This window comes from Bacteroides neonati, assembly GCF_000499785.1.
Classification (GTDB): Bacteria; Bacteroidota; Bacteroidia; order Bacteroidales; family Bacteroidaceae; genus Bacteroides; species Bacteroides neonati.
Genome location: NZ_HG726020.1, coordinates 62,643 through 88,225, shown reverse-complemented (window position 1 = coordinate 88,225; position 25,583 = coordinate 62,643). Strand labels below are relative to the sequence as shown.

The window sequence follows — 25,583 nt, the reverse complement described above, 5'->3', positions numbered from 1 at the left end:
CAAAACAATAACAATGAGAAAAGACCTCCGAAATGGATTGTAGTTCTAAGTATCGTCATAGGACTTATTACAGGTTTTTGCTTTTGGTTTTTCGTTACAAGATGTGGAGGTGAACACTGTTTTTATAATTATTTCCCTTTAGGTGAGATGCTCGGCTCGACTCTTTTTTTCTGGGTTTTACCCTATGTTATTTTTTCAGGTAAAAAGTAGACCGATGTCTTTGAGATAGACTAATAAAAGTGCAAGCATATCGCTTGCACTTTTTTAATAGATATGTTTAGTTAAAATAATTAAATATATATATTAAAAAATAGAAACTATTCCTATCTTTGCTTTTCCATTAATCTCTCAAATCTTTTATTCCATGAAGAAATATATTTCCCTACTTTTGCTCTTACTCGTGTCTGTTTATTCCTTTGGCGATAAGGCTGTTGATAAACCGTTTGGCGTAGTCGATCTATCGGTATGTAACCTTCGGATGCAACCCGACTTCTCATCGGAGATGACAACTCAGGCTTTGCTGGGTATGCCGGTCAAGCTCCTGCAAACTCAGTCGTGGTATCAGATTCAAACTCCCGACGACTATACGGGTTGGGTGCACCGCACGGCTATTCAGCCCATGACCAAAGACGAATACGACGCATGGAACAAAGCTGAAAAAATAGTGGTAACATCACATTATGGCTTTACCTATGAGAAACCACACCTAAACGCTCAGACCGTGTCTGATGTAGTGGCAGGCGATCGGTTGAAGTGGGAGGGAACAAAGGGAAACTTCTACAAAGTAACCTATCCCGGCGGTAGACAAGCCTATATACCGATGGCTATCTCGAAGCCCGAACACGTGTGGCGTAAAGAGCTGAAACAAGATGCAGCCAGTATCATTCGTACCGCTTATACAATGATGGGGATTCCATATTTATGGGCGGGCACTTCATCGAAAGGAGTCGATTGTAGCGGTTTTGTCCGCACAACCTTGTTTATGCACGATATCATCATTCCGCGCGATGCTTCGCAACAGGCTCGTGTAGGCCAGCGTATGGATATTGCTTCCGATTGCAGTAACCTGCAACCCGGCGATCTTCTTTTCTTCGGACGCAAGGCAACCGCGGATAAGCCCGAACGGGTGGTGCATGTAGGCATCTACGTGGGCAATCAGCAATTTATTCATTCGCAGGGCGATGTACACGTGAGTAGTTTCAACCCCTCCGATAAGGAGTATGACGCCTATAATCTGGGGCGTCTGCTGTTTGCCTCACGGGTGCTTCCGTTTATCGACAAGCAGACGGGGCTTAACACTACTGCGACGAACTCCTATTATAAATGATCTAATACACCGAAATATATGCAAAACCGTAGAGACTTTCTCAAAACAGCCGCCTTTGCTGCTATTGGCTCGGGGCTTACCATTCGTCAGGCATTGGCAGCCGAAACGGTTCCTACTACTTTCTCCATCAATCGGTTGGGCAAAGGAGGTAAGATGAAGATGACGTTCTTTCCATACGAGTTGAAGTTGAAGCATGTCTTTACCGTGGCTTCCTACTCGCGCTCGACTACGCCCGATGTGCAGGTAGAGATTGAATACGAAGGGGTAACCGGATATGGCGAAGCCTCCATGCCTCCCTATTTGGGGCAAACGGTCGATACGGTGATGGCGTTTCTAAAGAAAGTAAACCTCGAACAGTTCGATGATCCTTTTCAACTCGACGATATCCTGACCTATGTTGATAGTATCAGCCCCAGCGATACGGCTGCAAAGGCAGCGGTAGATATTGCTCTCCACGATCTGGTAGGCAAACTGCTGGGGGCTCCTTGGTATAAGATTTGGGGGCTGACGAAAGAGAAGGCTCCTTCGACTACCTTTACCATTGGTATCGATACTCCCGAGGTGATGCGTGAAAAGACACTCGAGGTAGCCGGACAATTCAATATATTAAAGGTAAAGCTGGGGCGCGAGAATGATAAGGAGATGATCCAGACGATCCGCTCGGTGAGTAACCTGCCGATTGCCATTGATGCCAATCAAGGATGGAAGGACAAACACCATGCGCTCGATATGATTCACTGGCTGAAAGATCAGGGCATTGTCATGATTGAACAACCGATGCCCAAAGAACAACTCGACGACACGGCATGGGTAACCCAACAAAGCCCCTTGCCGGTATTTGCCGACGAGTCGTTGCAACGCTTATGTGATGTAGCTGCCTTGCGCGGAGCCTTTAACGGCATCAACATTAAACTAATGAAGTGTACCGGCATGCGCGAAGCGTGGAAGATGCTTACGCTGGCACGTGCATTGGATATGCGTGTGATGATTGGCTGCATGACAGAGACTTCGTGCGCCTGCTCGGCTGCTGCACAGCTTTCGCCTGCGGTCGACTTTGCCGATCTGGATGGCAACCTGTTGATATCCAACGATCGCTTTCGGGGAATGGAGGTCGTGAAAGGGAAGATAACCCTTTCGAACTTACCGGGTATTGGTGTGACGAAAATCTAAAGTCATGAAGAATCTCATCTACATCAGCTTGCTATACGTGATACTGTCGGCTTGTGCCTCAAGGCAACCCGCCAGAGCTTATAGTTGGGAAGAGGATTTGCACCAGCGGCTATTGACCGACTTCTGTCTGAGTGAATCGCGGGTGAAGGACTACATCCGTAAGTATATCCCCGATGTAACCGATGAGCAAATGCGCCGTTGGGAGGAGAGCAAAGCATTGGAATGTATGCTACTCGATGGTGAGAAACGTTATTTTCGTAACGCCGGCCCTAATCTCTTCCGCATAGATTCGGCTTGTTATACGATCAAGGTAGCCAAAGAGGGGATAGTCTCGACCGAAAGCGAAAAGGTGAATCAAACACACCTGCCCCTTGTGATAGAAGCGGTAAAGAAAACCGGTCGCACGTTGGTGGAGCCTAAGCGCATGCGCGTAACCTATACACTCACGGTAGATACCAATGCCGTACCTGCCGGAGAAATCGTTCGTTGCTGGCTGCCCTATCCACGTACCGATCAGGCTCGGCAGCAGGGAGTAAAGCTGCTCCATACCAGTGAAGCCGACTATCAGTTATCACCCGCTTCGCATCCGCACAGCACGCTCTATATGGAGAAAAAGGCGGTGATGGGAGAGCCTACCACGTTTTCCGAAACCATTGAATACGTCTCCTATGCCGAGTGGCATCCACTGACTCCCGAAGAGATATTGCCTTATGATACGACCGGAACACTCTATCAAACCTATACGGCCGAACGCGAAACACACATTCGCTTCTCTCCCCGTATACGCCGGTTGGCAGCCAACTTAACCGAAGGAGAAACCAATCCTCTCTTAAAGGCTCAACGCATCTTCCGATGGGTGAATTCTCACTTCCCTTGGGCTTCGGCACGTGAATATTCGACTCTGGAAAACATCCCCGAGTACGTGCTTGATAACCGACACGGTGACTGCGGGCAGGTGAGTCTGCTCTTTATTACGCTTTGTCGTTGCAGTGGCATTCCTGCACACTTTCAAAGTGGCTTTATGATGCATCCCAACGGTTGGAATCTTCACGACTGGGCTGAGGTGTACTTCGAAGGGGTTGGCTGGGTTCCTGTTGATCAGTCGTTTGGTGTTCCATCTTTTGCCCGTACTCCGGAGGAGCGTATGTTCTTCTGCGGAGGAATCGATTCATGGCGGATGATTGTTAATAACGACTATTCTATGCCTCTGATTCCCGAAAAGAAGTTTCCTCGCAGTGAAACAGTCGACTTTCAGCGAGGCGAGGTAGAGTGGGAGGGTGGAAATCTTTATTTCCCGCAATGGAGTTACCGCATGCAAATAGAGTATGTGAACGACTGATAAACAAGGTTCCACTCCTGTTTCGTTACTGCTCCCAAATGGGCTACAATGGCCTGTAGACGATTCGTTGTTTTTTGTTGCGCAAATAATGATAAAATGAATGAGGAAATATGCCATTTGTATCATTTTTATTTGTACGTTTGTACCGAAAATCATGAATAGAAGTATAACCCTCATCCTGTTGTTCGCTTTTTTCGTGCTCGGTTCTATCCAAGTCGATAAAATGCTCCGCATCGAATCTCAAAACGACTCGAAAGAGACACGTGTCGAGATGAATGGCACTACTGTGGGTGAATCGACTTCGTTCATTTCCGGCATTACCGATCGGGTCTCAAACCACAACAAGGTTTACGATTGCATGGATACCTCAGAGCATAATTTTAGCTCTATCCTTTTTTCACGCAACGACTTGATGGGAAATGGCAACCTCCTGAAACTTTTCAAAACCCATGTAAGCATTCGCAATGTACACACTCAATCGTCTTTATTGGCACATGAGGAGTATAAATGGTGCGATATGCCCGGCCAGTTCATTCGTCCTACGAATCGCTACTATGTGTATGCGTTGCGACATATTTTAATTTAGTACCCCTACCTCTTTTTTTTGTTTGGCTTGCATCCATCGCATGATATGCGTTGATTTGGTGTATGCTGTCTCCTCGTGTAGTTATCCGATTTATTTATTCTTATAATTTTTCTGTGAGAATGGAAAACAAAGAATATCTTTCTACCCGTGTGGTTAGTCAAACGGGTGTAAGTGTATCTCATTGCTATCAGTGTGGAAAATGCTCGGCCGGTTGTGTGCTAGCGTCCGACATGGATTATCCGCCAAGTTATATCATGCGTTTGTTGCAAACGAACCTATTGGAGAATGATCGAAAGGTACTTTCCTCGGCTGCCATCTGGATTTGTCTGAACTGTGAGAATTGTATCGCCCGATGTCCCCAAGAGGTTGATATTCCTAAGGTGATGGACTATCTGCGCGAAGAATCGCTTGCGGTAGGTTGCATTCATCCGCAGGCTCGGCCGGTTGTTGCGTTTCATCAATCCTTTTTGGATTGTGTACAGAAAACGGGACGCTTGTATGAGGTCGGTTTAATACTTGGATTTAAGCTACGTACACGTCGTTTTATGCAAGATGTAAAGATTGCTCCATCTCTGTTTGTCAAAGGAAAGCTTCATCTCTTGCCCGAACAGATTAAAAATCCCAAGCGAATGAAGGCTATTTTTTCAAAAACAATTCAACAACGAAATACTGAGCATCAATGAAAGTTGGTTTTTATCCTGGCTGCTCACTCAGGGGCACTTCGCGCGAATATAACGAGTCTGTAGTAGCCTTGGCCACAGCCTTTGGCTTGGAATTGGTCGAAATAAAGGACTGGAATTGTTGCGGTGCAACGGCAGCCCATTCCATGAACAAAGCATTGGCACTCTCGCTTCCGGCACGGGTGTTGGCACTGGCCGAACAGCAAGGGCTTGATGAAATTATTGTGCCTTGCGCCTCGTGCTACAATCGTTTAAGTGTGGCACAGTACGAGTTAGCTCATGATGAGGCCTTGCGCGATAGAGTGATAGAGATTATCGGCATGCCTTATTTCGGTGGTGTAAGTATACTCAATGTGATACAGATGATTGAGAAATACATACAAAAGGATTTATCTGCAAAGATCGTTCAACCCTTTTGCCGCAAGGTGGCTTGTTACTATGGATGCTTGCTGGTGCGCCCGCAACATGTGTTACAGTTTGACCGTTTGGAAGACCCACAACACATGGATGCCCTAATGAGTTTGATTGGTGCAGAGCCTATTGACTGGGCTTACAAAACAGAATGTTGTGGAGCGGGACTCTCTGTGTCACGTCCCGATCTGGTTGCTAAATTGTCTGGCCATGTATTGAAAGATGCTGATGACCGCGGAGCGCAAGCCGTAATTGTGGCTTGTCCCATGTGTCATTCAAACCTCGATATGCGTCGTTCGGATATTAATAATTATTTGACAAAACCAATTCATACGCCGGTGTTGTATATTACGCAGGCCATTGGTCTGTCTATCGGTTTGCGTCCGAATGAGTTGGGCTTGCAGCGTCATTTTATACCCGTTTCTTTTAATTAGTATGCCATGTCGAAGATAGGAGTTTTTATATGCCATTGTGGCGAAAATATTAGTGCGACGGTCGACTGTGAGAAAGTGGCTGATGCAGCCGGCAAGCTCGATGGAGTAGCTTATGCTATGGATTATAAATATATGTGTTCCGATCCCGGGCAAACACTGATTAAGCAGGCTATCAAGGAACATCAGTTAGACGGGGTAGTGGTAGCTGCCTGTTCGCCTCGTATGCATGAGCCTACCTTTCGCCGGGCTTGCTCGGAGGCTGGTTTGAATCCATATCTTTGCGAGATTGCCAATATACGCGAACATTGTTCGTGGGTGCACGAAAAAGGAGAGGCTACCACGCAAAAGGCTATTGATCTGGTCAAGGGGTTGGTCGAGAAGGTAAAACAGAGCAAACCGTTGAGTTCTATCAAAGTGCCCATCACCAAAAAAGCATTAGTGATTGGGGGAGGTATCGCCGGTATTCAGACCAGTCTGGATATAGCCAACTGCGGGCATCAAGTGATATTGATAGAGAAAGAACCTTCGATTGGCGGGCATATGTCGCAGCTATCCGAAACGTTCCCAACGCTCGATTGCTCGCAATGTATCCTAACACCTCGTATGGTCGAGGTGGTACAGCATCCCAATATCACTCTGTATACTTATGCCGAGCTCGAACACTTAGATGGGTTTATCGGTAACTTCAAGGCTACCATCCGGCTTAAGGCAAAGAGTGTCGACGAGAAGAAATGTACCGGTTGCGGGCAGTGTACCACTAAGTGTCCTACCAAAAAGATACCGAGCGAGTTCAATGCGGGATTGGGTTTGCGTACGGCTATCTACGTTCCGTTTCCACAGGCAGTGCCCAATAAGCCGGTTATCGATAAGAATCATTGCAGTTATTACACCAAAGGCAAGTGCCGGGTATGCGAAAAGGTGTGTCCCACCGGAGCCATTACGTTCGATCAGGAAGATACGATACTCACCGAAGAGGTCGGTGCAGTGGTGGTTACAACAGGGTTCAATGTGTTGAGCACTTCTTATTTTCCTGAATATGGCTACGGTAAATACAAAGATGTTATTACCGGATTGCAGTTTGAGCGATTGGCATCGGCCTCAGGGCCTACCTTGGGCGAGATTCGCCGCCCTTCGGATGGCAAAGTGCCGCAGAAGATTGTGTTTATTGCGTGTGCCGGTTCGCGCGATCCGGCCAAAGGAATAGCCTACTGCTCGAAGATATGTTGCATGTACACGGCCAAGCACGCGATGCTATATCAGCATAAGGTACATGGCGGAGAGTCGTATGTATTCTATATGGACATACGGGCGGGCGGCAAGAATTATGAAGAGTTTGTGCGCCGGGCGATTGAGGAAGACGGTGTTCGTTATGTTCGTGGCAGGGTGGCTCGTGTGTATGAGAAAGAGGGTAAGCTGATAGTGAAAGGTGTCGACACGTTGCTTGGTGCTACACCCGTGGAGATAGAAGCCGATATGGTGGTGCTTGCTACGGCAGGTGTTGCCAACAAAGGAGCCGAGGAACTGGCACAAAAGATGCACATCTCTTACGACCCTTATCGTTTCTTTGCCGAGGCTCATCCCAAATTGAAGCCGGTAGAAACCAATACGGCGGGTATCTTTCTGGCGGGGGCTTGTCAGGCACCCAAAGATATTCCCGAAACAGTGGGTATGGCATCGGGAGCTGCTGTTAAGGTGGTAGGGTTGTTGTCGCAAGACCAGTTGGTACGCGAACCTTTGGTAGCAGTAGTTAACCGTACTGCCCTGCCGTTGGTGAGTACCTGTGTGGGCTGTTTTATGTGCCAAACGGCTTGTCCCTATCAAGCCATCGGTCGCGAGGAGATCAAAGATAGAAGCGGCAAGGTGCTTAAAACGGTAGCGGCGGTAAACCCCAGCCTTTGTCAGGGATGTGGTACGTGTGTTTCCTTTTGTCGATCGAAGTCGATAGACCTACAAGGATACTCTAACGAGCAAATGTATGCGCAGGTAATGGCTTTGTTAAACAATTAATAGGTAATAAAGAAAACGTATGATAAACGATAATCAATCAACATTTGAACCTCGCATCATCGCATTCGTATGCAATTGGTGTACCTATGCCGGAGCCGATCTTACAGGAACCAGCCGGCTGAAATACGCTACGAACGTAGAGATAGTACGATTTCCCTGTACCGGTCGTATCGATTTTATGTTGTTGCTCAAAGCCTTTGCGGGAGGAGCCGATGGTATTATAGTGTCGGGCTGTCATCCGAATGATTGCCATTATACGTCGGGCAACTTTCATGCACGCCGCCGTTGGGTCGTCTTTCGCGGACTGCTGGAGTTTTTGGGTATCGATGTGCATCGCATACGTTACGCTTGGGTGTCGGCAGCCGAAGGCGCCAAATGGGCCGATGTGGTGAATGAAACTGTTGCCGGAATCAGAGAACTGGGTCCTTATGCCGATTATCAGAAAGTAGCTACTTACCTGGAGGAGGAGTGTTATGAGTGAACTAACCGAAGCAGCCGTTTTGCTGTTGCAGAAGGGCGAAGTTACAAAAATAATCGGATACGAAGAGGGTAGTCACAAACCTCGTCCGCTCTTTTGCGAATCGGTCGTAGATGCGCAACGGCTCATCTACGACAGTCGTTGTGTACACAATCTGGCTGTATATCTTACCAAGCCCGAATTGCTGGGCACGAGTAGTGTAGCTATAATAGCCACTTTGCCCACACTACGGAGTATTGCTCAACTGGCTGTCGAAAATCAGTTGAACGCAGATAAACTCATCGTGCTCACCATGCCTCGCGAGGACGAAGTACACCGCTTTGCCGACTTCGACGAGATAAATACCTATCTGGCCGGTGTGGACTTCCGGATAGGACAGAAGGAACAAGAGGTTATCGATCGCCTCGAAGGCATGAGTCGTGAGGAGCGCTGGCAGTTTTGGCAGCAAGAGTTGTCGCACTGTTTTAAGTGTTATGCCTGTCGGGCGGCGTGTCCTTTGTGTTATTGCACGCGATGTATTGTCGAGGTCAACTGCCCGCAATGGATACAGCCGTGGTCGAGTCCGCTGTCCAATATGGAATGGCAGATCAACCGTGCCATGCATCTGGCAGGCCGTTGTACGGGATGTGGTGCTTGTGGTGATGCTTGCCCCATCGGCATTCCGATTCATCTGCTTACCCATAAAATGATGGAGGATATTGGTCGGGAGTTTGCTCAAATATCAGGAAGACCAGCTATGCAAGGCAATGTGTTGTCAACATTTAGGGTCGACGATAAAGAAGAATTTATTCAGTAACGATACACATCATGGAAAGATTATATATTACTAAAACAGGCTTAGAACAGTGGTTTGCTCAGATAGTTAAGAGCACTGCACGCGTTCTTGCTCCGGTTGAAGCCAACGGAAGGATTGATTTTGCCCTTGTGTCCTCGCTTGCTGATGTGGCTACGGGCGATACGCCAACCGTACAGTCTGTTAAGAAAGTTGTGTTTCCTAAAACCGAAGTACTGTTTACGTACCAGAAGGAAGGACGCGAAACAATCCTGCACGAGGCAGATGATAAACCACTGCCCTCAACAGTGCTTTGGCACGTTCATCCTTGTGATGCCGCGGGACTGGCACCCTTAACCGGTATCTTTAACTGGGATACGAATGACCGTTCTTACAATCGGCGTTTAGAGGCTTTGAGCATTGTGAGCTACAGCTGCTCCACTCATGATGCCTACTGCTTCTGCACCTCGGTTGGAGGAGGTCCCGGGGATACTCTAGGAAGCGACATACAGTTAACTTCACTGCCCGATGGTGGTGCACTGGTAGAGGTGCTGACACCCAAAGGCGAAAAGTTGGTAGCATTGGCTCCGGGCTGCTTTACTCCGGCTGGAGAGATAGATAAAAAGGCGTTGATTGCCACTGTGGCACCTCGCTTTACTCCTGAGCAAATTCGGGAAAAGCTTTCCACGGCTTTTGATAGTCCGGTGTGGAAGAAGCAATCTGAGCGTTGCCTTGGTTGCGGAGCCTGTGCGTTTGTTTGTCCCACTTGTGCCTGCTTTGATATACAAGAAGATGCCAAAGGTACGCATGGACGACGCATGCGTTGTTGGGACTCTTGCGGGTTTTCGCTCTTTACACTGCACACTTCGGGGCATAATCCACGTGCAACGCAAAGTGCCCGTTGGCGTCAGCGTATATTACATAAATTTTCTTATATGCCTGAGCGTATAAATCAGACTGGTTGTACAGGCTGTGGCCGTTGCTCGCGTGCCTGTCCTGTCGATATGAATATATTGGAACACTTAACCGCCATAGCGCAATAATGCCATGAATAACGAAATAACAACCTATACGCCTCACGTTATGGTGATAGAGAAAATCACCCACGAGGCACCCGGTGTAAAAACCTTCCGTCTGAGGTTCAAGGATCCGCAGGAAGGGGAGGCATTTCAATTCAAAGCCGGACAGTTTGGCGAGTATTCTGCCTTTGGTGAAGGCGAGTCTACCTTTTGCATAGCCTCTTCGCCAACCCGTAAGGGAATGATAGAATGCACATTCAGGCAGGCAGGACGCGTAACCACCGGGCTTTCCAAACTCGAAGAGGGTGATACAATGGGTTTCCGAGGTCCGTTTGGCAATACCTTTCCGCTCGATCAATGGAGGGGTAAGAATCTGCTCTTTGTGGCCGGAGGTATCGCTCTTCCTCCCATGCGCTGCGTTATTTGGAATGCACTCGACAGACGCGAGGAGTTTGGCAACATCACCATTGTGTACGGGGCGAAGTCCGTGGCTGATTTGGTGTATAAGGAAGAGCTCAGGGAGTGGGCGCTACGTCCCGATGTAAATCTTGTAGTTACCGTCGATCCGGGGGGAGAAACACCCGACTGGACAGGCGAAGTCGGCTTCGTGCCCGCTGTGCTCGAAAAGGTAGCACTTGATAGTCGGCATACTGTTGCCATTGTTTGTGGCCCACCGATCATGATAAAATTCACCTTCCCGGTACTCGAGAAACTGGGGTTTGAGGATGAGTACATTTACACCACACTCGAAAATCGAATGAAATGCGGTGTGGGTAAATGCGGTCGTTGCAACGTAGGTAAACTCTATGTTTGCAAAGACGGCCCGGTATTCACCAAAGCCCAGCTTAATGATATGCCTCCCGAGTATTGATCGGAAGTGTGATCTACGATATTAATTTCTCGCTGTGAAGCGCGATTCTAATTGCTTATGAAATAAGGGAAAGCATTTAATGTGTGTGTCTAATATAATGGTTTCGATGACTTTCACCCTGTTTCAATAAAGTATGTTTTTTTTAGTTGTTGGCGTACATTTAGCGTGATGTTAAGTGTACGCTCTTTTTTTTGAATCAAATATAAGAAGGTATGAGTATTCTTAAAATTGTTATAAAGCATGTGTTTTCTCTTGCTACGTGCTGACTAAATTGGCAAATAAGTCCGCCAAACAAGAGAAACGAATGCTAATTTGTCAGTCGTTGCCGTTAACCGCTGTTAATCAGTTGCTACACCTTGTTAAAAGAGGACAAAAAAGAATGACAAGGAGAATAAGTGATTGATTTTTGTCGTTATTTTAACGTCGTAAGTGTTAAACGAAAACAGAATATTAACAATTTAAAAAGAATAAAGTAATATGAAACAAACAACAAAGAAAATCCTTGGAGTAGGAGCAATTGTTCTGCTTAGTGCAAGTGTTGCCGGACTTACTACCTATAGCCTCACACGCTCGGATAGTAATGAGCAGTCTTACAATGAGATGTTTGCCCAGAATCCTAATGTGCGGGCTGCTGCCTATAGTGCTATGCAGGCTCAACCGGTCGATTTTACACAGGCAGCCGAGAACTCTTTGCATGCGGTGGTACATATAAAGTCTACTCAATTAGCCAAAATGCAGGCACAGCAAGGTGGCGAAATGGATATCTTCGATTTCTTCTTCGGAGGACGTGGCGGACAACGCCAACAGGTACAGGCGCAACCCCGTGTGGGTTTTGGTTCGGGTGTTATTATCTCGAAAGACGGATACATCGTGACCAATAACCATGTGATTGACGGTGCCGACGAGATCAGTGTAAAGCTGAACGATAATCGTGAGTTCAAAGGCCGTGTCATTGGTACAGACCCCAATACCGACCTTGCTTTGATTAAAATTGAAGAAGACGATCTTCCTACCGTTCCTGTGGGCGATTCGGATGCCTTGAAAGTGGGCGAATGGGTATTGGCAGTAGGTAACCCGTTCAACCTAACCTCTACGGTAACAGCCGGTATTGTAAGTGCCAAAGCACGCTCTTTGGGTGCCAGCGGTGGTATTGAATCGTTTATTCAAACCGATGCTGCCATTAATCAAGGGAATAGTGGTGGTGCATTGGTCAACGCCAAGGGCGAGCTGGTAGGTATTAACGCCATGCTTTCGTCGCCCACCGGTGCTTATGCAGGATATGGCTTTGCCATTCCTACCAGTATCATGACCAAGGTAGTTGCCGACTTGAAACAATTCGGAACCGTGCAGCGTGCCCTATTGGGAATCAAAGGTAGTTCGCTTGCCAACGACCGCTATATGGGCGAAGAGTTTACCAAAGAGCTGCAAAAGAAAGCCAAAGAACTGGGTGTTGTCGACGGTGTGTTGATTGCCGAAGTAGTGGAAGGTGGTTCTGCAGCCGGTGCCGATGTGAAGGTAGATGATGTGATTGTGGGTATTGACGGCAAGAAGGTGCGTACCTTTGCCGACTTACAGGAAGCGTTGGCTAAACACCGTCCGGGGGATAAGGTAACCGTGAAGCTTGTTCGCGATAAAAAAGAGAAAGATGTAGTAATTACCCTGAAGAACGAGCAAGGTACGACCAAAATTGTAAAAGATGCAGGCATGGATATTCTCGGTGCTGCATTCAGAGAAGTTCCAGCCGATCTTAAGAAGCAACTCAACCTGGGTTATGGTGTTGAAGTAACCGGCGTAAGCGGTGGTAAGATGGGCGAAGCAGGTATTCGCAAAGGATTTATTATCTTAAAAGCCAACGGCCAACCCTTGCGTAAAGTGAGCGATTTGGAAGAGGTTTTGAAAGCCGCTGTGAAGTCTCCCGAGCAGGTGTTGTTCCTTACCGGTATGTTCCCTTCGGGTAAACGTGCCAACTATGCTGTCGATTTGAGTCAGGAATAACACATGAACTCCTAAATCGAACGAAGGAAAGTGAAAAAGGACGTCGTTCATCAACTAGTCGGCGTCCTTTTTTGTTTCTATAGTGAAAATAATGGTGAGAAAGTTATGGCAAGATTGTTCGTTAACGAATAAATTATCGTAACTTTGCACTCCAAATCTGTTTTATAAGAATGAGACAACTAAAGATTACCAAAAGTATCACTAACAGAGAGAGTGCATCTCTTGATAAGTATCTACAGGAAATCGGTCGTGAAGACCTCATTACTGTGGAAGAAGAGGTAGAACTCGCTCAACGCATTCGCAAAGGAGACCGTGTAGCATTAGAAAAATTGACACGTGCCAATCTGCGTTTCGTCGTATCCGTAGCCAAACAGTACCAGAATCAAGGTTTGAGTCTGCCCGACTTGATTAACGAGGGCAATTTAGGACTGATTAAGGCTGCCGAAAAGTTTGATGAGACACGTGGATTTAAATTTATCAGTTATGCTGTGTGGTGGATTCGTCAGTCTATTCTGCAAGCTCTTGCAGAACAGTCGCGTATCGTCCGCCTTCCGCTGAATCAGGTAGGTTCGTTGAATAAAATCAGCAAAGCCTTCTCTAAATTCGAGCAGGAAAACGAGCGACGCCCATCTCCTGAGGAGTTGGCCGACGAATTAGATATTCCGGTTGATAAGATCTCTGATACATTGAAAGTGTCGGGCCGTCATATTTCGGTCGATGCTCCTTTTGTAGAGGGAGAAGACAACAGTTTGCTGGATGTGTTAGTCAATGACGATTCGCCTATGGCGGACCGTTCTCTGGTTAATGAGTCTCTTGCGAGGGAAATTGATAGAGCTCTTTCTACGTTAACCGATAGGGAAAAAGAAATCATACAGATGTTTTTCGGTATCGGACAACAAGAAATGACATTAGAAGAAATCGGCGATAAGTTTGGCCTCACACGTGAGCGCGTTCGCCAGATTAAAGAAAAAGCAATCAGAAGATTAAGACAAAGTAATCGTAGTAAATTGCTCAAATCGTACTTGGGATAAGTCGATATATCAGTTTTCGAAAAAGAATGGAATCCGTTTAAGGAACTTCTTTTAGCTTCGTTGCTAAAAAGAGGTACTTATACGGATTTTCTTTTTTAATTCATTTTTTTTGCTACCTTTGTCGCAACATATTAACTTATTAGATTATGAAATACGTAAAAATACTAGTAGCGATTGCATGTATATTCACTCTGTGCTCTGCTTTTTCTTTGAAAAAAGGTGCTCCTAAACCCGTTTATGCTTTTGGTATATCGGCCTCTTTTACCGACACGGTGGTTTATTATACTGCAATTCAACTACTCGATAGCATTCACCTAGATAAAAACGGCTTCTTGCCCCAGCGCGAATTATATAGCTACCAGCTGAAAAACTTTCTGGAACTTGACATGAACAAACCCAATCGTACCTGTATGATTTACTTCTCAGAGAATAAAAGCAAACTTGAAAAGGAGGCTTCAAAGATGATGAATAAGTATAAGAAGAATAAAACGGCTGTTTTGGAGAAAGTAAATAGCGAAAAATTTCATTTTACAAAACCAGAAGAGTGATAAAAGCGTTATAATAATTTATGCTTGCTCCTATGAAACTGAAAAGAACTGCTGTATTTCTGTGTATAATGAGCGTGTTTTGCGCATGTGGGCACAATTCTGATATTCCGGAACCTCCTACACCCGCCCGTCCACCTGAGGTGGCCGATCGTACTGTATTGGCTTATGTCCTGGGTGATAACTCGTTGACATCCTTTGCTACAACCGATCTAAATGAAATGCTCGACGGGATCAAAGATGTCAATACTAGTCTAAACAATCTGATTGTGTATATCGATCGCAAAGGAGTTGCCCCCCAGCTTATTCGTATTTGTCGCAATACGGATAATCAGATCATAAAAGATACGATTCAATCTTATTCAATAACCCGAAACTCGGTGGGTGTAAGCGAAATGGAGGAAGTCTTTACTTATACTTTCGATAATTTTCCGGCAAAAAGCTATGGACTTGTTTTGTGGTCGCATGGTGATGGTTGGATTCCTGCCCCTCCTGTTACTAGTAGTTCGCGTATCAATACACGCTGGATAGGACAGGATACAAATAATGGCTCAGCAGATAAGCGACTTAATATTGATGATTTGCATACAGTGCTAAAATCTGTTCCAAGATTGGATTATTTGCTTTTTGATGCTTGTTATATGCAGTCTGTCGAAGTGGCATACGAGCTACGAGATTGTGCCGACTACTTCATCGGTTCCCCAACCGAAATACCGGGTCCGGGTGCTCCCTATCAAGCAGTAGTTCCTGCGCTCTTTGCTGCTACTAATCCTGCATTATCAGTTGCTGGGGCTTATTATGATTTCTATGAGCAAAAGTACAATGGAGGTGTGGGGATGTCAAATGCTAACTGGACAGGCGGCGTTTCTATAGCTGTGCTTCAAAGCAGTAAGCTGGATGCGCTGGCAAGTGCTACCCGTGATTTATCCATCTACTCGCAACCCTCCATCAATCAGTCCGGTATTTTGTGTTACGACCCGCTTCGTGAGAAAATCTATTTCGATATGGAGGGCGTGGTGAAGACTATTACAGGCAATACTCCTGCTTTTCAGAATTGGAAGGCGGCTTATGATGCTGCAGTAGTCTACAAAAAAACGACTCCCAAGAATTATGTTACTGATTTCTGGGGACGTGGAGAGATGTTTTCTATGACTGGCTACACGGGTGTTTCTATTTACATATTGGGTAGTGGTACAGCGTCTCAGGATGCTTATTATAAAAAGCTTTTATGGTATAGGGCTATGATGAACTAATACTTTTCTTATCTAAAAATATGCTACATCTTTTGGTAAAATGCGTTGCGTCTTTTCCGAAAATATGTAGCATTTTTATTTTCAGCACACTACATCTTTTCACAAATCAACTTCCGGCTCTTTTTATCTCGTATTATCAAATCTATCTGTTGTTTATACAACCTTTTTCGTTGAATATTCCGATCTAATGAATGTTAGCATAGATGAAAAAAAAGAAAATCAGAACATTGGCACTGCTTTTTGATTACATTTGCGACGTTGGTAGGTTTTACTCTTTATTTGCTTGAATGAACAAAACTTTTCGCCAAACGTTATGTTATCAGTATATTTGGTAAAAACGCGACTTGCCTAACTACGAATTTAGAAAACAATATATAAATTGATTGCTTATGTCACAGATTATTGGACATATATCTCAGGTAATTGGACCTGTGGTCGATGTGTATTTTGAAGGTAGCGAGATAGAATTGATCCTACCCAGTATTCACGATGCACTAGAGATAAAAAGGCCAAATGGCAAGATACTGATTGTAGAGGTACAGCAACATATTGGCGAAAATACGGTGCGAACCGTAGCCATGGATAGTACCGACGGGCTTCAGCGAGGTATGAAAGTTTATTTGACAGGTGGACCCATCACCATGCCGATAGGCGAACAGATCAAAGGACGGCTCATGAATGTCGTGGGCGACTCTATTGATGGCATGAAAGACCTTAGCCGTGCAGGTGCTTATTCTATTCACCGTGATCCCCCTAAGTTTGAAGATTTAACGACTGTGCAAGAGGTGTTGTTTACCGGTATTAAGGTGATCGACCTACTTGAACCTTACTCAAAAGGAGGTAAAATCGGTTTGTTTGGTGGTGCCGGTGTAGGCAAGACCGTACTTATCATGGAGCTTATCAATAACATAGCCAAGAAACACAACGGATTTTCCGTTTTTGCCGGAGTAGGAGAACGTACGCGTGAGGGTAATGACCTGTTGCGCGAAATGATTGGTTCCGGTGTAATTCGCTATGGCGAAGCCTTTAAGAAAGGAATGGAAGAGGGGGAGTGGGACTTGTCGACAGTTGATTACAGCGAAGTAGAAAAGTCGCAGGCAACGCTTGTCTTCGGGCAGATGAACGAACCTCCCGGTGCACGTGCCTCGGTTGCTCTTTCTGGGCTGACAGTTGCCGAATCTTTCCGCGATATGGGTTCCGAATCGGGTGCTCGTGATATCTTGTTCTTTATTGATAACATTTTTCGCTTTACACAGGCCGGTTCGGAGGTGTCGGCTTTGTTGGGACGTATGCCCTCGGCCGTTGGTTATCAACCTACACTGGCTACCGAAATGGGAGCCATGCAGGAACGTATTACCTCTACTCGCAAAGGATCGATCACTTCGGTTCAAGCAGTATATGTGCCTGCCGACGACTTAACCGACCCTGCACCTGCTACCACATTTACCCACTTGGATGCCACTACGGTGCTGAGTCGTAAAATTACCGAATTGGGTATTTACCCGGCTGTAGACCCACTGGAATCAACATCGCGTATTCTTGATCCGCATATCGTTGGGCAAGATCACTACGATACCGCTCAACGTGTGAAACAGATTTTACAACGAAACAAAGAGTTGCAGGATATTATATCCATTTTGGGTATGGAAGAGTTATCCGACGCAGATCGTCAGGTCGTAAACAGAGCCCGGCGTGTACAGCGTTTCCTCTCTCAACCCTTTACTGTGGCCGAACAATTTACCGGTGTACCCGGAGCCATGGTTGCCATCGAAGATACTATCAAAGGTTTTCGTATGATTCTGGACGGAGAGGTTGATTATTTGCCCGAATCTGCCTTCTTGAATGTAGGAACCATTGAGGAAGCCATTGAGAAGGGTAAAAAGTTGCTTCAACAAGTATAATGTCAATTCGTGTCGATTTAATAAATGCATCGTATGGAACTTAGTATTGTATCGCCCGAGAAGAAGGTGTTTGAAGGAGAAGTGAAAAGTGTTACGCTTCCCGGAACGATGGGCACGTTCTCTATCTTGCCTCACCATGCGCCTATTGTTTCGTCTTTGCAGTCAGGAGTGGTGAGCTATGTTACCATCGAGGGCGAAGAGCATACGCTCGACATTCATGGCGGCTTTGTAGAGATGAGCAATGAAGAGGCAACTGTTTGCATTTCATGAGAAACTCAAAAGGAGATAATCATTCATGAGTATAAGTAATACAAAACGTAGATTTCTTATTTCCCTTACAGTCATTACACTGTTATTGGGGGGAGTAGGAGGTGCGGTTTTACAAAACATCGCTCCCAGTCGTTACTTTGGAGCATATCCGTTGATACCGGCCTACTTTTATCTGTGTGGGCTTCTCTTCATTTTCGCATTCGAGGCTTGTCGGCGTCGGGCTCCTAACCGGATGGTGATGTTGTTTATGGGAATGAAGATGATGAAATTGATTCTCTCCGTGCTACTACTCATCGTTTATTGTATGGTTGCTCCACAGACGGCTATCGTGTTTTTGATAACGTTTGCCGTCTTCTATGTAAGCTATTTGATTTATGAAAGCTGGTTCTTTTTCGCTTTCGAGCGAAACAAGAAGTTAAATAAAGAAATGAAATAAGTATGAAACAGTTGCGTTATATCACACTTGGCTTGGCTTTTGTTCTGACACTTTTTACTTTGTCTGTTCAGGCACAAGAGGTGGCTGCTACCGATAGCGTTAATCAGCAGAAAAACGAGGTCAATGTCAAAGAGATTGTTTTCGGGCACATTGGCGATTCGTATGAGTGGCACATTACCGACATCGGACATACGGCCATTGTTATTCCTCTACCCATTATTGTGTATAGTAGCACAAGCGGATGGCATACGTTTCTTTCGTCTCGTCTCGAGGAAAACGGAGGAAGCTACGAGGGTTTCTCGATTGCCCCCGAAGGAGCTAAGTACGAAGGAAAGCTGGTTGAGCAAACAGCATCGGGCGAGTGGGTTCGTCCGTTTGATATATCCATCACCAAGATAACCCTTGCCTTGCTTATCAATAGCACCTTGTTGCTGGTTATCATCTTGGGGGTAGCCCAATGGTATCGCAAGCGCGAACAAGGAGCATGGGCTCCCGGCGGCTTTGTCGGATTCATGGAGATGTTTATCATGATGGTGCACGATGATGTCATAAAAAGCTGTGCTGGTCCTAACTATAAGAAATTTGCACCTTATTTGCTCACCGCTTTTTTCTTTATATTTATCAATAACATCATGGGGCTGATTCCCATCTTTCCCGGAGGAGCGAATGTAACGGGAAATATCTCCATTACGTTGGTATTGGCTCTGTTCACGTTTGTGGCGGTCAACCTTTTCGGAACACGTACCTATTGGCGTGAAATCTTTTGGCCCGATGTGCCTTGGTGGCTCAAAGTTCCTATACCTATGATGCCGTTCATCGAACTGTTTGGTGTCTTTACCAAACCGTTTGCCTTGATGATTCGTCTGTTCGCCAATATGCTTTCGGGTCATATGGCTATGTTGGTGCTTACGAGCCTTATCTTTATATCGGCCAGTATGGGGCCTGTTATCAACGGGTCGCTTACGGTAGCCTCTGTGTTCTTCAACCTGTTTATGAATATACTCGAACTGTTGGTAGCTTTCATTCAGGCGTACGTATTCACCATGTTGTCGGCCGTGTTTATCGGTCTGGCACAAGAGAGTAAACATGAAAAAGAAAAAATAGAAATATAAACAATTTAAAACAGAAAATTATGTTACTAACTGTATTATTGCAAGCTGTTGCAGCTGGAGTAGGATTGAGTAAACTGGGTGCTGCTATCGGAGCCGGTATGGCTGTTATCGGTGCAGGTATCGGTATTGGTAAAATTGGTGGGTCGGCTATGGAAGGTATTGCACGCCAGCCCGAAGCCTCGGGCGATATTCGTATGAATATGATTATCGCGGCGGCCTTGGTCGAAGGTGTGGCACTGCTTGCCTTGGTTGTTTGTTTGTTAGTACTCTTTTTATAAAAATTAAAAACGCCTATGTCATTGTTACTACCCGATACCGGTTTGATATTCTGGACGCTTCTCGTATTCGGCATTGTGTTCATTATATTGGCGAAGTATGGCTTTCCTGTCATTGTCAAGATGGTAGAAGGGCGTAAGACATACATCGATCAGTCATTGGAAGTTGCCCGCCAAGCCAACGCACAGCTACTGCAACTCAAAGCAGAAGGCAATGCGATCATAGCTGCCGCTAACAAGGAGCAGGGACGGATTATGAAAGAGGCCATGCAGGAGCGTGATAAAATTATTCACGAAGCTCGCTCGCAAGCGACGATAGCCGGACAGAAAGAACTGGATGAAGCCAAGTTGCAGATTCAGAAGGAGAAGGAGGATGCCATTCGTGACATACGTCGTCAGGTAGCCGTTCTATCGGTGGATATTGCAGAGAAGGTAATTCGCAAGAATTTGAACGAAACAGACGAGCAGATGGATATGATTGATCGGATGCTCGACGAAGTGATGAATAAGAACTAACGAATATGGAAGTAGGAATCATCTCAATGCGTTATGCAAAGGCTCTTATGGAGTATGCCAAAGAGAAAAAGGTCGAAGACAGGATCTATGACGAATGCCAGGTGCTGAGTTATTCCTTTCTGCTGGAACCCGGTTTGCGCGAGGCACTCGATAGTCCTATCCTTGAGCTGAAGGAGAAATTTTCGCTTATCTGTACGGCTGCCGATGGCGATCAGCCGTCGTGCCGGGAGTTTACCCGCTTCGTCAGTTTGGTGCTTCGGCAAAAGCGCGAAGGCTATCTTCAGTTCATGTGCCTGATGTACATCGACCTGTATCGCAAGCTGAAGCATATCGGTGTGGGCAAACTAACCACTGCTGTGCCGGTCAACAAAGAGACCGAAGAGCGTATTCGCGAAACAGCCGCTCATGCGCTCCATGTTCGGATGGAGCTGAGTACGGTGGTCGATCCCTCTATCGAAGGTGGATTTATCTTTGATATTAACGATTTCCGGCTCGATGCCAGCATTGCTACGCAATTGAAGCGAGTGAAACAACAATTTATTGATAAGAACAAAAGAATTGTATAGTCATGTCAGAAAATATAAAAGTAAGCGAAGTATCCGACATTTTGCGTCGGCAGCTTGAGGGTATCGACACCCGCATACAGCTCGATGAGATAGGTACGGTATTGCAAGTCAGCGATGGCGTAGCACGTATCTACGGACTGCGAAATGCCGAAGCAAATGAATTGCTCGAATTCGACAACGGCATCAAAGCCATTGTGATGAACCTCGAAGAAGACAATGTGGGTGCCGTATTGCTGGGACCGACCGATAAAATCAAAGAGGGCTTTGTGGTAAAGCGTACCAAACGAATCGCTTCGATTCATGTAGGCGAGGGGATGCTCGGACGTGTAATCGACCCATTGGGCGAACCACTCGACGGCAAAGGAGCCATTGGTGGTAAACTCTATGAGATGCCTCTCGAACGCAAGGCACCGGGAGTCATCTTCAGGCAGCCGGTAAACCAACCTTTGCAAACAGGATTGAAGGCGATCGACGCCATGATTCCGATCGGCCGCGGACAGCGCGAGTTGATTATCGGCGACCGTCAAACCGGAAAGACAGCCATTGCCATCGATACCATTATCAATCAGCGAGCCAACTACGAAGCAGGCAAGCCGGTTTACTGTATCTATGTAGCCACGGGTCAGAAAGGTTCTACGGTAGCCTCTATCGTCAACACCCTGCGTCAATACGGAGCCATGGATTATACGGTAGTAGTAGCTGCTACGGCAGGCGATCCGGCTGCTTTGCAATACTTTTCTCCCTTTGCCGGAGCAGCCATTGGCGAGTTCTTCCGCGATACCGGTCGCGATGCATTGGTGGTCTACGACGACCTTTCCAAGCAAGCCGTTTCTTATCGCGAGGTTTCGTTGATTCTTCGTCGTCCCTCGGGGCGCGAAGCCTACCCGGGCGATATCTTCTACCTACATTCCCGTTTGTTGGAGCGTGCAGCCAAGATTATCAATCAAGAAGAGGTAGCCCGCGAGATGAACGATTTGCCCGAAAGCATCCGTCACTTGGTGAAAGGAGGAGGATCGCTTACCGCACTTCCCATCATCGAAACGCAGGCAGGCGACGTATCGGCTTATATTCCTACCAACGTAATTTCGATTACCGACGGACAGATTTTCTTGGATACAGACCTGTTCAATCAAGGCAACCGTCCGGCTATTAATGTGGGTATCTCTGTGTCTCGTGTGGGTGGTAATGCGCAAATCAAAGCCATGAAAACCGTAGCCGGAACGCTGAAGATAGATCAGGCTCAGTTCCGCGAGCTCGAAGCCTTCTCGAAGTTTAGCGGCGATATGGATCCGGTTACAGCACTGACCATCGATAAAGGACAAAAGAATGCCCGCTTGTTGGTACAGCCGCAATACAGCCCTGTGCCTGTCGAGAAACAGATTGCTATTCTTTACTGTGGCACACACGGTTTGCTTCGCAATGTACCGCTCGATAAGGTCGAAGATTTCGAACGGAATTTTCAGGAGATTCTCGCCTTGAATCATCAGAACGATGTACTCGATGTGCTGAAAACAGGTGTTATTAATCCCGATGTAGAGCGATTGATCGAAGAGACCGCCGTAATGGCAGCCAAAACGGTCAATGGCTAATGTCTTAATCCTTAATGTATCATGGCTTCACTCAAAGAAGTAAAAACCAGAATAACTTCGGTACAAAATACCCGAAAAATCACTTCAGCAATGAAGATGGTGGCTTCTGCCAAATTGCATAAAGCGCAGGGAGCCATCGAGAATATGTTGCCTTATCAGCAGAAATTGAATCAAATCATGACTAATTTCCTTAGTGCCGATCTGCCTGTCGAGTCGCCCTTTATCGTTGAGCGGGAGGTGAAGCGGGTAGCTATTGTGGCCTTTTCGTCGAATAGCTCGTTGTGTGGTGCTTACAATGCCAATGTGCATCGTATGCTGCTGCAAACCGTAGGCGAATACCGGAAGTTGGGGCAGGACAATATACTGATCTTTCCCATTGGTCGTAAGATAGAGGATGCATCGAAGAAGATGGGCTTTGTGCCGCAAGGAAGTTACCAGATATTAGCCGAAAAACCCTCTTATGCCGAAGCGTCTGCCTTGGCCGAAAAGCTCATGGCTATGTATCTAGATAAAGAAATTGACCGGGTAGATTTGATTTATCATCACTTCAAATCGTCGGGTGTGCAACTGCTTCTTTGCGAACGATACCTGCCTATCGACCTGACTCGTATTCCGAAAGAGCATACAGACCGGGAGCTGGTCAACGATTACATCATCGAGCCTTCGGCCGAGCGAGTGATTGCCGATTTGATCCCCACTGTGCTGTGTCAGCAGATATTTACGGCTGCTGTAGATTCGAATGCCTCGGAGCATGCGGCGCGCGTGATGGCTATGCAAATAGCTACCGACAATGCCAACGAGCTGATTCAGGAGCTAACGAAGCAATACAACAAAACCCGTCAGCAAACCATTACCAATGAATTGCTCGATATAATGGGTGGTTCGATGAAGTAGTTCGTATCACCCTGCGAAGAGCGGGAGCGACCATGTGTGTAGAATCATGGTTGCTCCCGCTTTTTTTTGTTTCTTCTGTTGGTGGCTATTAGTTTTTCTTTATCTTTGCCCCCGAATTGGTTCCGTATATCCATTCCGGTTATTCGGATTAAAAGGGAATCGGGTGTAAATCCCGAACAGTCCCGCTGCTGTGAAGCTCCATTCAATATCCTGAAACACACTTTTGCCACTGGTCGTATACAGACCGGGAAGGCTTCGGGAGAGGAGTTAGTCAGAAGACCTGCCATTCATCAAAGGCTGTTTCTACTCGTGGGTTAGGGAGGCAGTACGAAAAAAGTAACTACTAATTATGTATGAGAGGAAATGCCTATGAAAAAGGTATGTCCACGTTGTAGTGCAATCTTTGATTGCCACCACGATGCCATGGCATCTTGCCAGTGTGCAACCATCCATATGGATGCACTTCAACGTGCTTATTTGCAAGACAACTTTTCCAACTGTCTGTGCCACGACTGTTTGGAAACTATTCAGAAATACTTCTATGTGCATGAAGTAAATCCCGGTTTTAAACGAAAAAAGAAGATTCGTAAAGTATTGATTGCCAATCGGGGCGAAATAGCCCTGCGTGTTATGCGTTCGTGTCGTGAAATGGGCATACGCACGGTTGCTGTCTTTTCCGAAGCCGACCGTACGGCTCAGCATGTGATGTATGCCGACGAAGCCTACCCGATTGGCCCGGCTGCTTCGAAAGAGAGCTACTTGAATATCGAAAAGATAATCGAAGTAGCCCGCATAAGTCGCGCCGATGCCATACATCCCGGTTATGGCTTTCTGTCCGAGAATGCTGTCTTTGCCCACTGCTGTCGCAACGAAGGCATTCTCTTTATTGGTCCCGACCCCGAGACAATGGAGGCGATGGGCGATAAAATAGCTGCCCGAAAACGGATGATTGCTGCCGGTGTTCCCGTAGTACCGGGCACTGAGCATCCCTTATCGAACGTACAAGAAGCCATTGATAAGTGTCGCGAGATCGGCTTTCCCGTGATGCTGAAAGCCTCTATGGGTGGAGGAGGCAAAGGTATGCGGCTCATTCGCTGCGAAGAGGAGGTCGAAGAGTCGTTTACAACCGCCCGTTCCGAATCCATGTCCTCCTTTGGCGACGATACCGTATATCTGGAGAAGTTTGTAGAAGAACCCCATCACATCGAGTTTCAGATTCTGGGCGATATGCATGGCAATGTGGTGCATCTTTTCGACCGCGAGTGTTCTGTTCAGCGTCGCAATCAGAAGATCATCGAAGAGAGCCCTTCGCCCTTCCTGACCCCGCAGCTCAGACAAAAGATGGGAGAGAAGGCCGTGGCAGCTGCTAAGGCAGTGGGTTATATCGGAGCAGGAACCATTGAGTTTCTGGTAGACAAAGAGCGAAACTTCTATTTTCTCGAGATGAATACGCGTTTGCAAGTAGAACATCCCATTACCGAAGAGGTGGTCGGGGTCGATTTGGTGAAGGAGCAGATTTGCGTAGCCAATGGCGACAAGCTCCACTTCTGGCAAGAAGAGTTGAGGCAACGCGGACACGCCATCGAATGCCGTATCTGTGCCGAAGATACCGAAAATAACTTTATGCCCGCCCCCGGAGTAATCAGTCTGCTGCGCGAACCCAACGGTATCGGAGTGCGGGTAGACAGCTACGTATATGAAGGGTACGAAATCCCCCTGTTTTACGACCCGATGATCGGTAAACTCATCGTCTGGGCTACTACCCGTGAGTATGCCATTGAGCGGATGAGGCGTGTACTCTATGAGTACAAGATTGCCGGTATCAAGACCAACATCGGCTACCTGCGCCGCATCATGGATACGACCGATTTTGTCAAGGGTGAGTACGATACACTTTTTATAGAGAAACATCAGGAAGCACTCAACGTAGCCATGACCGTTCCGGAAGAGGAAACGGAAAACATTGCCTTGATTGCCGCGTATATGGACTACCTCATGAATCTGGAAGAGAATAAATCCCTGAACCAATTGTCGGACAACCGCCCCATCAGCCGTTGGCGTGCTTTCGGTCTGCAAAAAGGGGTATTACGAATTTAAACAAACAAA

Annotated in this window: 25 protein-coding genes and 1 riboswitch; all 25 genes read left to right on the top strand. The window is 46.5% G+C overall.

Features of this window, described 5'->3' with window-relative positions:
• Positions 1-364: 364 nt before the first annotated feature.
• The 25 genes from TY03_RS03450 to accC all read left to right on the top strand — a co-directional run bounded on the left by TY03_RS03450 (position 365) and on the right by accC (position 25,574).
• On the top strand, positions 365-1,327 hold the full coding sequence (locus TY03_RS03450) for a C40 family peptidase (RefSeq protein WP_042367496.1): 963 nt from the start codon (positions 365-367) through the stop codon (positions 1,325-1,327).
• Between the two features lie 18 nt (positions 1,328-1,345).
• Positions 1,346-2,497 carry a dipeptide epimerase gene (locus tag TY03_RS03445; RefSeq protein ID WP_042367494.1) on the top strand — a complete coding sequence of 384 codons (1,152 nt, stop codon included), beginning with the start codon at positions 1,346-1,348 and terminating at the stop codon, positions 2,495-2,497.
• 4 nt (positions 2,498-2,501) lie between these two features.
• The gene (locus tag TY03_RS03440; protein ID WP_042367491.1) at positions 2,502-3,836 is read left to right on the top strand and encodes a transglutaminase-like domain-containing protein; all 1,335 of its coding nucleotides are present in this window, start codon (positions 2,502-2,504) and stop codon (positions 3,834-3,836) included.
• A gap of 154 nt (positions 3,837-3,990) precedes the next feature.
• Positions 3,991-4,422, top strand: a complete 432-nt coding sequence (locus TY03_RS03435) for a hypothetical protein (RefSeq protein WP_148335575.1) — start codon at positions 3,991-3,993, stop codon at positions 4,420-4,422.
• A gap of 119 nt (positions 4,423-4,541) precedes the next feature.
• Positions 4,542-5,105 (top strand): 4Fe-4S dicluster domain-containing protein, encoded by a 564-nt coding sequence (locus tag TY03_RS03430; protein WP_042367487.1) that lies wholly within the window; start codon positions 4,542-4,544, stop codon positions 5,103-5,105.
• A complete protein-coding gene (locus tag TY03_RS03425; RefSeq protein ID WP_042367486.1) occupies positions 5,102-5,947 on the top strand; it encodes a CoB--CoM heterodisulfide reductase iron-sulfur subunit B family protein in 846 nt (281 codons plus the stop codon). Before TY03_RS03430 ends, TY03_RS03425 begins: the two co-directional genes overlap by 4 nt.
• Before the next feature lie 6 nt (positions 5,948-5,953).
• The gene (locus TY03_RS03420; RefSeq protein ID WP_042367484.1) at positions 5,954-7,954 is read left to right on the top strand and encodes a CoB--CoM heterodisulfide reductase iron-sulfur subunit A family protein; all 2,001 of its coding nucleotides are present in this window, start codon (positions 5,954-5,956) and stop codon (positions 7,952-7,954) included.
• A 19-nt stretch (positions 7,955-7,973) separates the two neighbouring features.
• Entirely contained in the window at positions 7,974-8,435 is a 462-nt protein-coding gene (locus TY03_RS03415) for a hydrogenase iron-sulfur subunit (RefSeq protein WP_187373969.1), read from the top strand.
• Positions 8,428-9,228: a 4Fe-4S dicluster domain-containing protein gene (locus TY03_RS03410; RefSeq protein WP_042367482.1), complete on the top strand. Its 801-nt coding sequence runs from the start codon at positions 8,428-8,430 to the stop codon at positions 9,226-9,228. The genes TY03_RS03415 and TY03_RS03410 overlap by 8 nt, the downstream gene beginning before the upstream one ends.
• A gap of 11 nt (positions 9,229-9,239) precedes the next feature.
• Positions 9,240-10,247 carry a 4Fe-4S dicluster domain-containing protein gene (locus TY03_RS03405; protein WP_042367481.1) on the top strand — a complete coding sequence of 336 codons (1,008 nt, stop codon included), beginning with the start codon at positions 9,240-9,242 and terminating at the stop codon, positions 10,245-10,247.
• 4 nt (positions 10,248-10,251) lie between these two features.
• Positions 10,252-11,094: an FAD/NAD(P)-binding protein gene (locus TY03_RS03400; protein WP_042367479.1), complete on the top strand. Its 843-nt coding sequence runs from the start codon at positions 10,252-10,254 to the stop codon at positions 11,092-11,094.
• A 477-nt stretch (positions 11,095-11,571) separates the two neighbouring features.
• Positions 11,572-13,089 carry a Do family serine endopeptidase gene (locus tag TY03_RS03395; RefSeq protein ID WP_042367477.1) on the top strand — a complete coding sequence of 506 codons (1,518 nt, stop codon included), beginning with the start codon at positions 11,572-11,574 and terminating at the stop codon, positions 13,087-13,089.
• A gap of 170 nt (positions 13,090-13,259) precedes the next feature.
• On the top strand, positions 13,260-14,120 hold the full coding sequence (locus TY03_RS03390; protein ID WP_042367475.1) for a sigma-70 family RNA polymerase sigma factor: 861 nt from the start codon (positions 13,260-13,262) through the stop codon (positions 14,118-14,120).
• Between the two features lie 146 nt (positions 14,121-14,266).
• Positions 14,267-14,668, top strand: coding sequence for a hypothetical protein (locus TY03_RS03385; protein WP_042367473.1), 402 nt, complete (start codon positions 14,267-14,269; stop codon positions 14,666-14,668).
• Between the two features lie 32 nt (positions 14,669-14,700).
• Positions 14,701-15,918, top strand: a complete 1,218-nt coding sequence (locus tag TY03_RS03380; protein ID WP_042367471.1) for a clostripain-related cysteine peptidase — start codon at positions 14,701-14,703, stop codon at positions 15,916-15,918.
• Positions 15,919-16,307: 389 nt separating this feature from the next.
• A complete protein-coding gene (atpD, locus tag TY03_RS03375) occupies positions 16,308-17,819 on the top strand; it encodes a F0F1 ATP synthase subunit beta (RefSeq protein WP_042367468.1) in 1,512 nt (503 codons plus the stop codon).
• Between the two features lie 24 nt (positions 17,820-17,843).
• Positions 17,844-18,089, top strand: coding sequence for an ATP synthase F1 subunit epsilon (gene atpC / locus TY03_RS03370; RefSeq protein ID WP_042367465.1), 246 nt, complete (start codon positions 17,844-17,846; stop codon positions 18,087-18,089).
• Between the two features lie 25 nt (positions 18,090-18,114).
• Positions 18,115-18,525: a hypothetical protein gene (locus TY03_RS03365; protein WP_042367463.1), complete on the top strand. Its 411-nt coding sequence runs from the start codon at positions 18,115-18,117 to the stop codon at positions 18,523-18,525.
• Positions 18,526-18,527: 2 nt separating this feature from the next.
• Positions 18,528-19,637 carry a F0F1 ATP synthase subunit A gene (atpB, locus tag TY03_RS03360; RefSeq protein WP_042367462.1) on the top strand — a complete coding sequence of 370 codons (1,110 nt, stop codon included), beginning with the start codon at positions 18,528-18,530 and terminating at the stop codon, positions 19,635-19,637.
• 20 nt (positions 19,638-19,657) lie between these two features.
• Complete coding sequence (atpE, locus tag TY03_RS03355; protein ID WP_042367459.1) at positions 19,658-19,915, top strand: ATP synthase F0 subunit C; 258 nt, start codon at positions 19,658-19,660, stop codon at positions 19,913-19,915.
• A 15-nt stretch (positions 19,916-19,930) separates the two neighbouring features.
• A complete protein-coding gene (gene atpF, locus TY03_RS03350; RefSeq protein ID WP_042367457.1) occupies positions 19,931-20,428 on the top strand; it encodes a F0F1 ATP synthase subunit B in 498 nt (165 codons plus the stop codon).
• Positions 20,429-20,433: 5 nt separating this feature from the next.
• On the top strand, positions 20,434-20,994 hold the full coding sequence (locus tag TY03_RS03345; protein ID WP_042367455.1) for a F0F1 ATP synthase subunit delta: 561 nt from the start codon (positions 20,434-20,436) through the stop codon (positions 20,992-20,994).
• 2 nt (positions 20,995-20,996) lie between these two features.
• Positions 20,997-22,583, top strand: coding sequence for a F0F1 ATP synthase subunit alpha (gene atpA, locus TY03_RS03340; RefSeq protein ID WP_042367454.1), 1,587 nt, complete (start codon positions 20,997-20,999; stop codon positions 22,581-22,583).
• Positions 22,584-22,604: 21 nt separating this feature from the next.
• The gene (locus TY03_RS03335; protein ID WP_042367452.1) at positions 22,605-23,477 is read left to right on the top strand and encodes a F0F1 ATP synthase subunit gamma; all 873 of its coding nucleotides are present in this window, start codon (positions 22,605-22,607) and stop codon (positions 23,475-23,477) included.
• 100 nt (positions 23,478-23,577) lie between these two features.
• Positions 23,578-23,779: riboswitch (cobalamin riboswitch) on the top strand.
• A gap of 67 nt (positions 23,780-23,846) precedes the next feature.
• Positions 23,847-25,574: an acetyl-CoA carboxylase biotin carboxylase subunit gene (accC, locus tag TY03_RS03325; protein ID WP_230201882.1), complete on the top strand. Its 1,728-nt coding sequence runs from the start codon at positions 23,847-23,849 to the stop codon at positions 25,572-25,574.
• Positions 25,575-25,583: the final 9 nt, after the last annotated feature.

Excerpts from the sequence above, each read along its gene's own strand:
- atpC (WP_042367465.1), top strand. The coding sequence starts at position 17,844 with ATGCATCGTATGGAACTTAGTATTGTATCGCCCGAGAAGAAGGTGTTT.
- TY03_RS03425 (WP_042367486.1), top strand. The coding sequence starts at position 5,102 with ATGAAAGTTGGTTTTTATCCTGGCTGCTCACTCAGGGGCACTTCGCGC.
- TY03_RS03335 (WP_042367452.1), top strand. The coding sequence starts at position 22,605 with ATGGCTTCACTCAAAGAAGTAAAAACCAGAATAACTTCGGTACAAAAT.
- atpD (WP_042367468.1), top strand. The coding sequence starts at position 16,308 with ATGTCACAGATTATTGGACATATATCTCAGGTAATTGGACCTGTGGTC.
- TY03_RS03385 (WP_042367473.1), top strand. The coding sequence starts at position 14,267 with ATGAAATACGTAAAAATACTAGTAGCGATTGCATGTATATTCACTCTG.
- TY03_RS03365 (WP_042367463.1), top strand. The coding sequence starts at position 18,115 with ATGAGTATAAGTAATACAAAACGTAGATTTCTTATTTCCCTTACAGTC.
- TY03_RS03410 (WP_042367482.1), top strand. The coding sequence starts at position 8,428 with ATGAGTGAACTAACCGAAGCAGCCGTTTTGCTGTTGCAGAAGGGCGAA.
- atpB (WP_042367462.1), top strand. The coding sequence starts at position 18,528 with ATGAAACAGTTGCGTTATATCACACTTGGCTTGGCTTTTGTTCTGACA.
- TY03_RS03390 (WP_042367475.1), top strand. The coding sequence starts at position 13,260 with ATGAGACAACTAAAGATTACCAAAAGTATCACTAACAGAGAGAGTGCA.
- TY03_RS03440 (WP_042367491.1), top strand. The coding sequence starts at position 2,502 with ATGAAGAATCTCATCTACATCAGCTTGCTATACGTGATACTGTCGGCT.
- TY03_RS03450 (WP_042367496.1), top strand. The coding sequence starts at position 365 with ATGAAGAAATATATTTCCCTACTTTTGCTCTTACTCGTGTCTGTTTAT.
- TY03_RS03380 (WP_042367471.1), top strand. The coding sequence starts at position 14,701 with ATGAAACTGAAAAGAACTGCTGTATTTCTGTGTATAATGAGCGTGTTT.
- TY03_RS03435 (WP_148335575.1), top strand. The coding sequence starts at position 3,991 with ATGAATAGAAGTATAACCCTCATCCTGTTGTTCGCTTTTTTCGTGCTC.
- TY03_RS03345 (WP_042367455.1), top strand. The coding sequence starts at position 20,434 with ATGGAAGTAGGAATCATCTCAATGCGTTATGCAAAGGCTCTTATGGAG.
- accC (WP_230201882.1), top strand. The coding sequence starts at position 23,847 with ATGAAAAAGGTATGTCCACGTTGTAGTGCAATCTTTGATTGCCACCAC.
- TY03_RS03405 (WP_042367481.1), top strand. The coding sequence starts at position 9,240 with ATGGAAAGATTATATATTACTAAAACAGGCTTAGAACAGTGGTTTGCT.
- TY03_RS03415 (WP_187373969.1), top strand. The coding sequence starts at position 7,974 with ATGATAAACGATAATCAATCAACATTTGAACCTCGCATCATCGCATTC.
- TY03_RS03445 (WP_042367494.1), top strand. The coding sequence starts at position 1,346 with ATGCAAAACCGTAGAGACTTTCTCAAAACAGCCGCCTTTGCTGCTATT.
- TY03_RS03430 (WP_042367487.1), top strand. The coding sequence starts at position 4,542 with ATGGAAAACAAAGAATATCTTTCTACCCGTGTGGTTAGTCAAACGGGT.
- atpE (WP_042367459.1), top strand. The coding sequence starts at position 19,658 with ATGTTACTAACTGTATTATTGCAAGCTGTTGCAGCTGGAGTAGGATTG.
- atpF (WP_042367457.1), top strand. The coding sequence starts at position 19,931 with ATGTCATTGTTACTACCCGATACCGGTTTGATATTCTGGACGCTTCTC.
- TY03_RS03395 (WP_042367477.1), top strand. The coding sequence starts at position 11,572 with ATGAAACAAACAACAAAGAAAATCCTTGGAGTAGGAGCAATTGTTCTG.
- TY03_RS03420 (WP_042367484.1), top strand. The coding sequence starts at position 5,954 with ATGTCGAAGATAGGAGTTTTTATATGCCATTGTGGCGAAAATATTAGT.
- atpA (WP_042367454.1), top strand. The coding sequence starts at position 20,997 with ATGTCAGAAAATATAAAAGTAAGCGAAGTATCCGACATTTTGCGTCGG.
- TY03_RS03400 (WP_042367479.1), top strand. The coding sequence starts at position 10,252 with ATGAATAACGAAATAACAACCTATACGCCTCACGTTATGGTGATAGAG.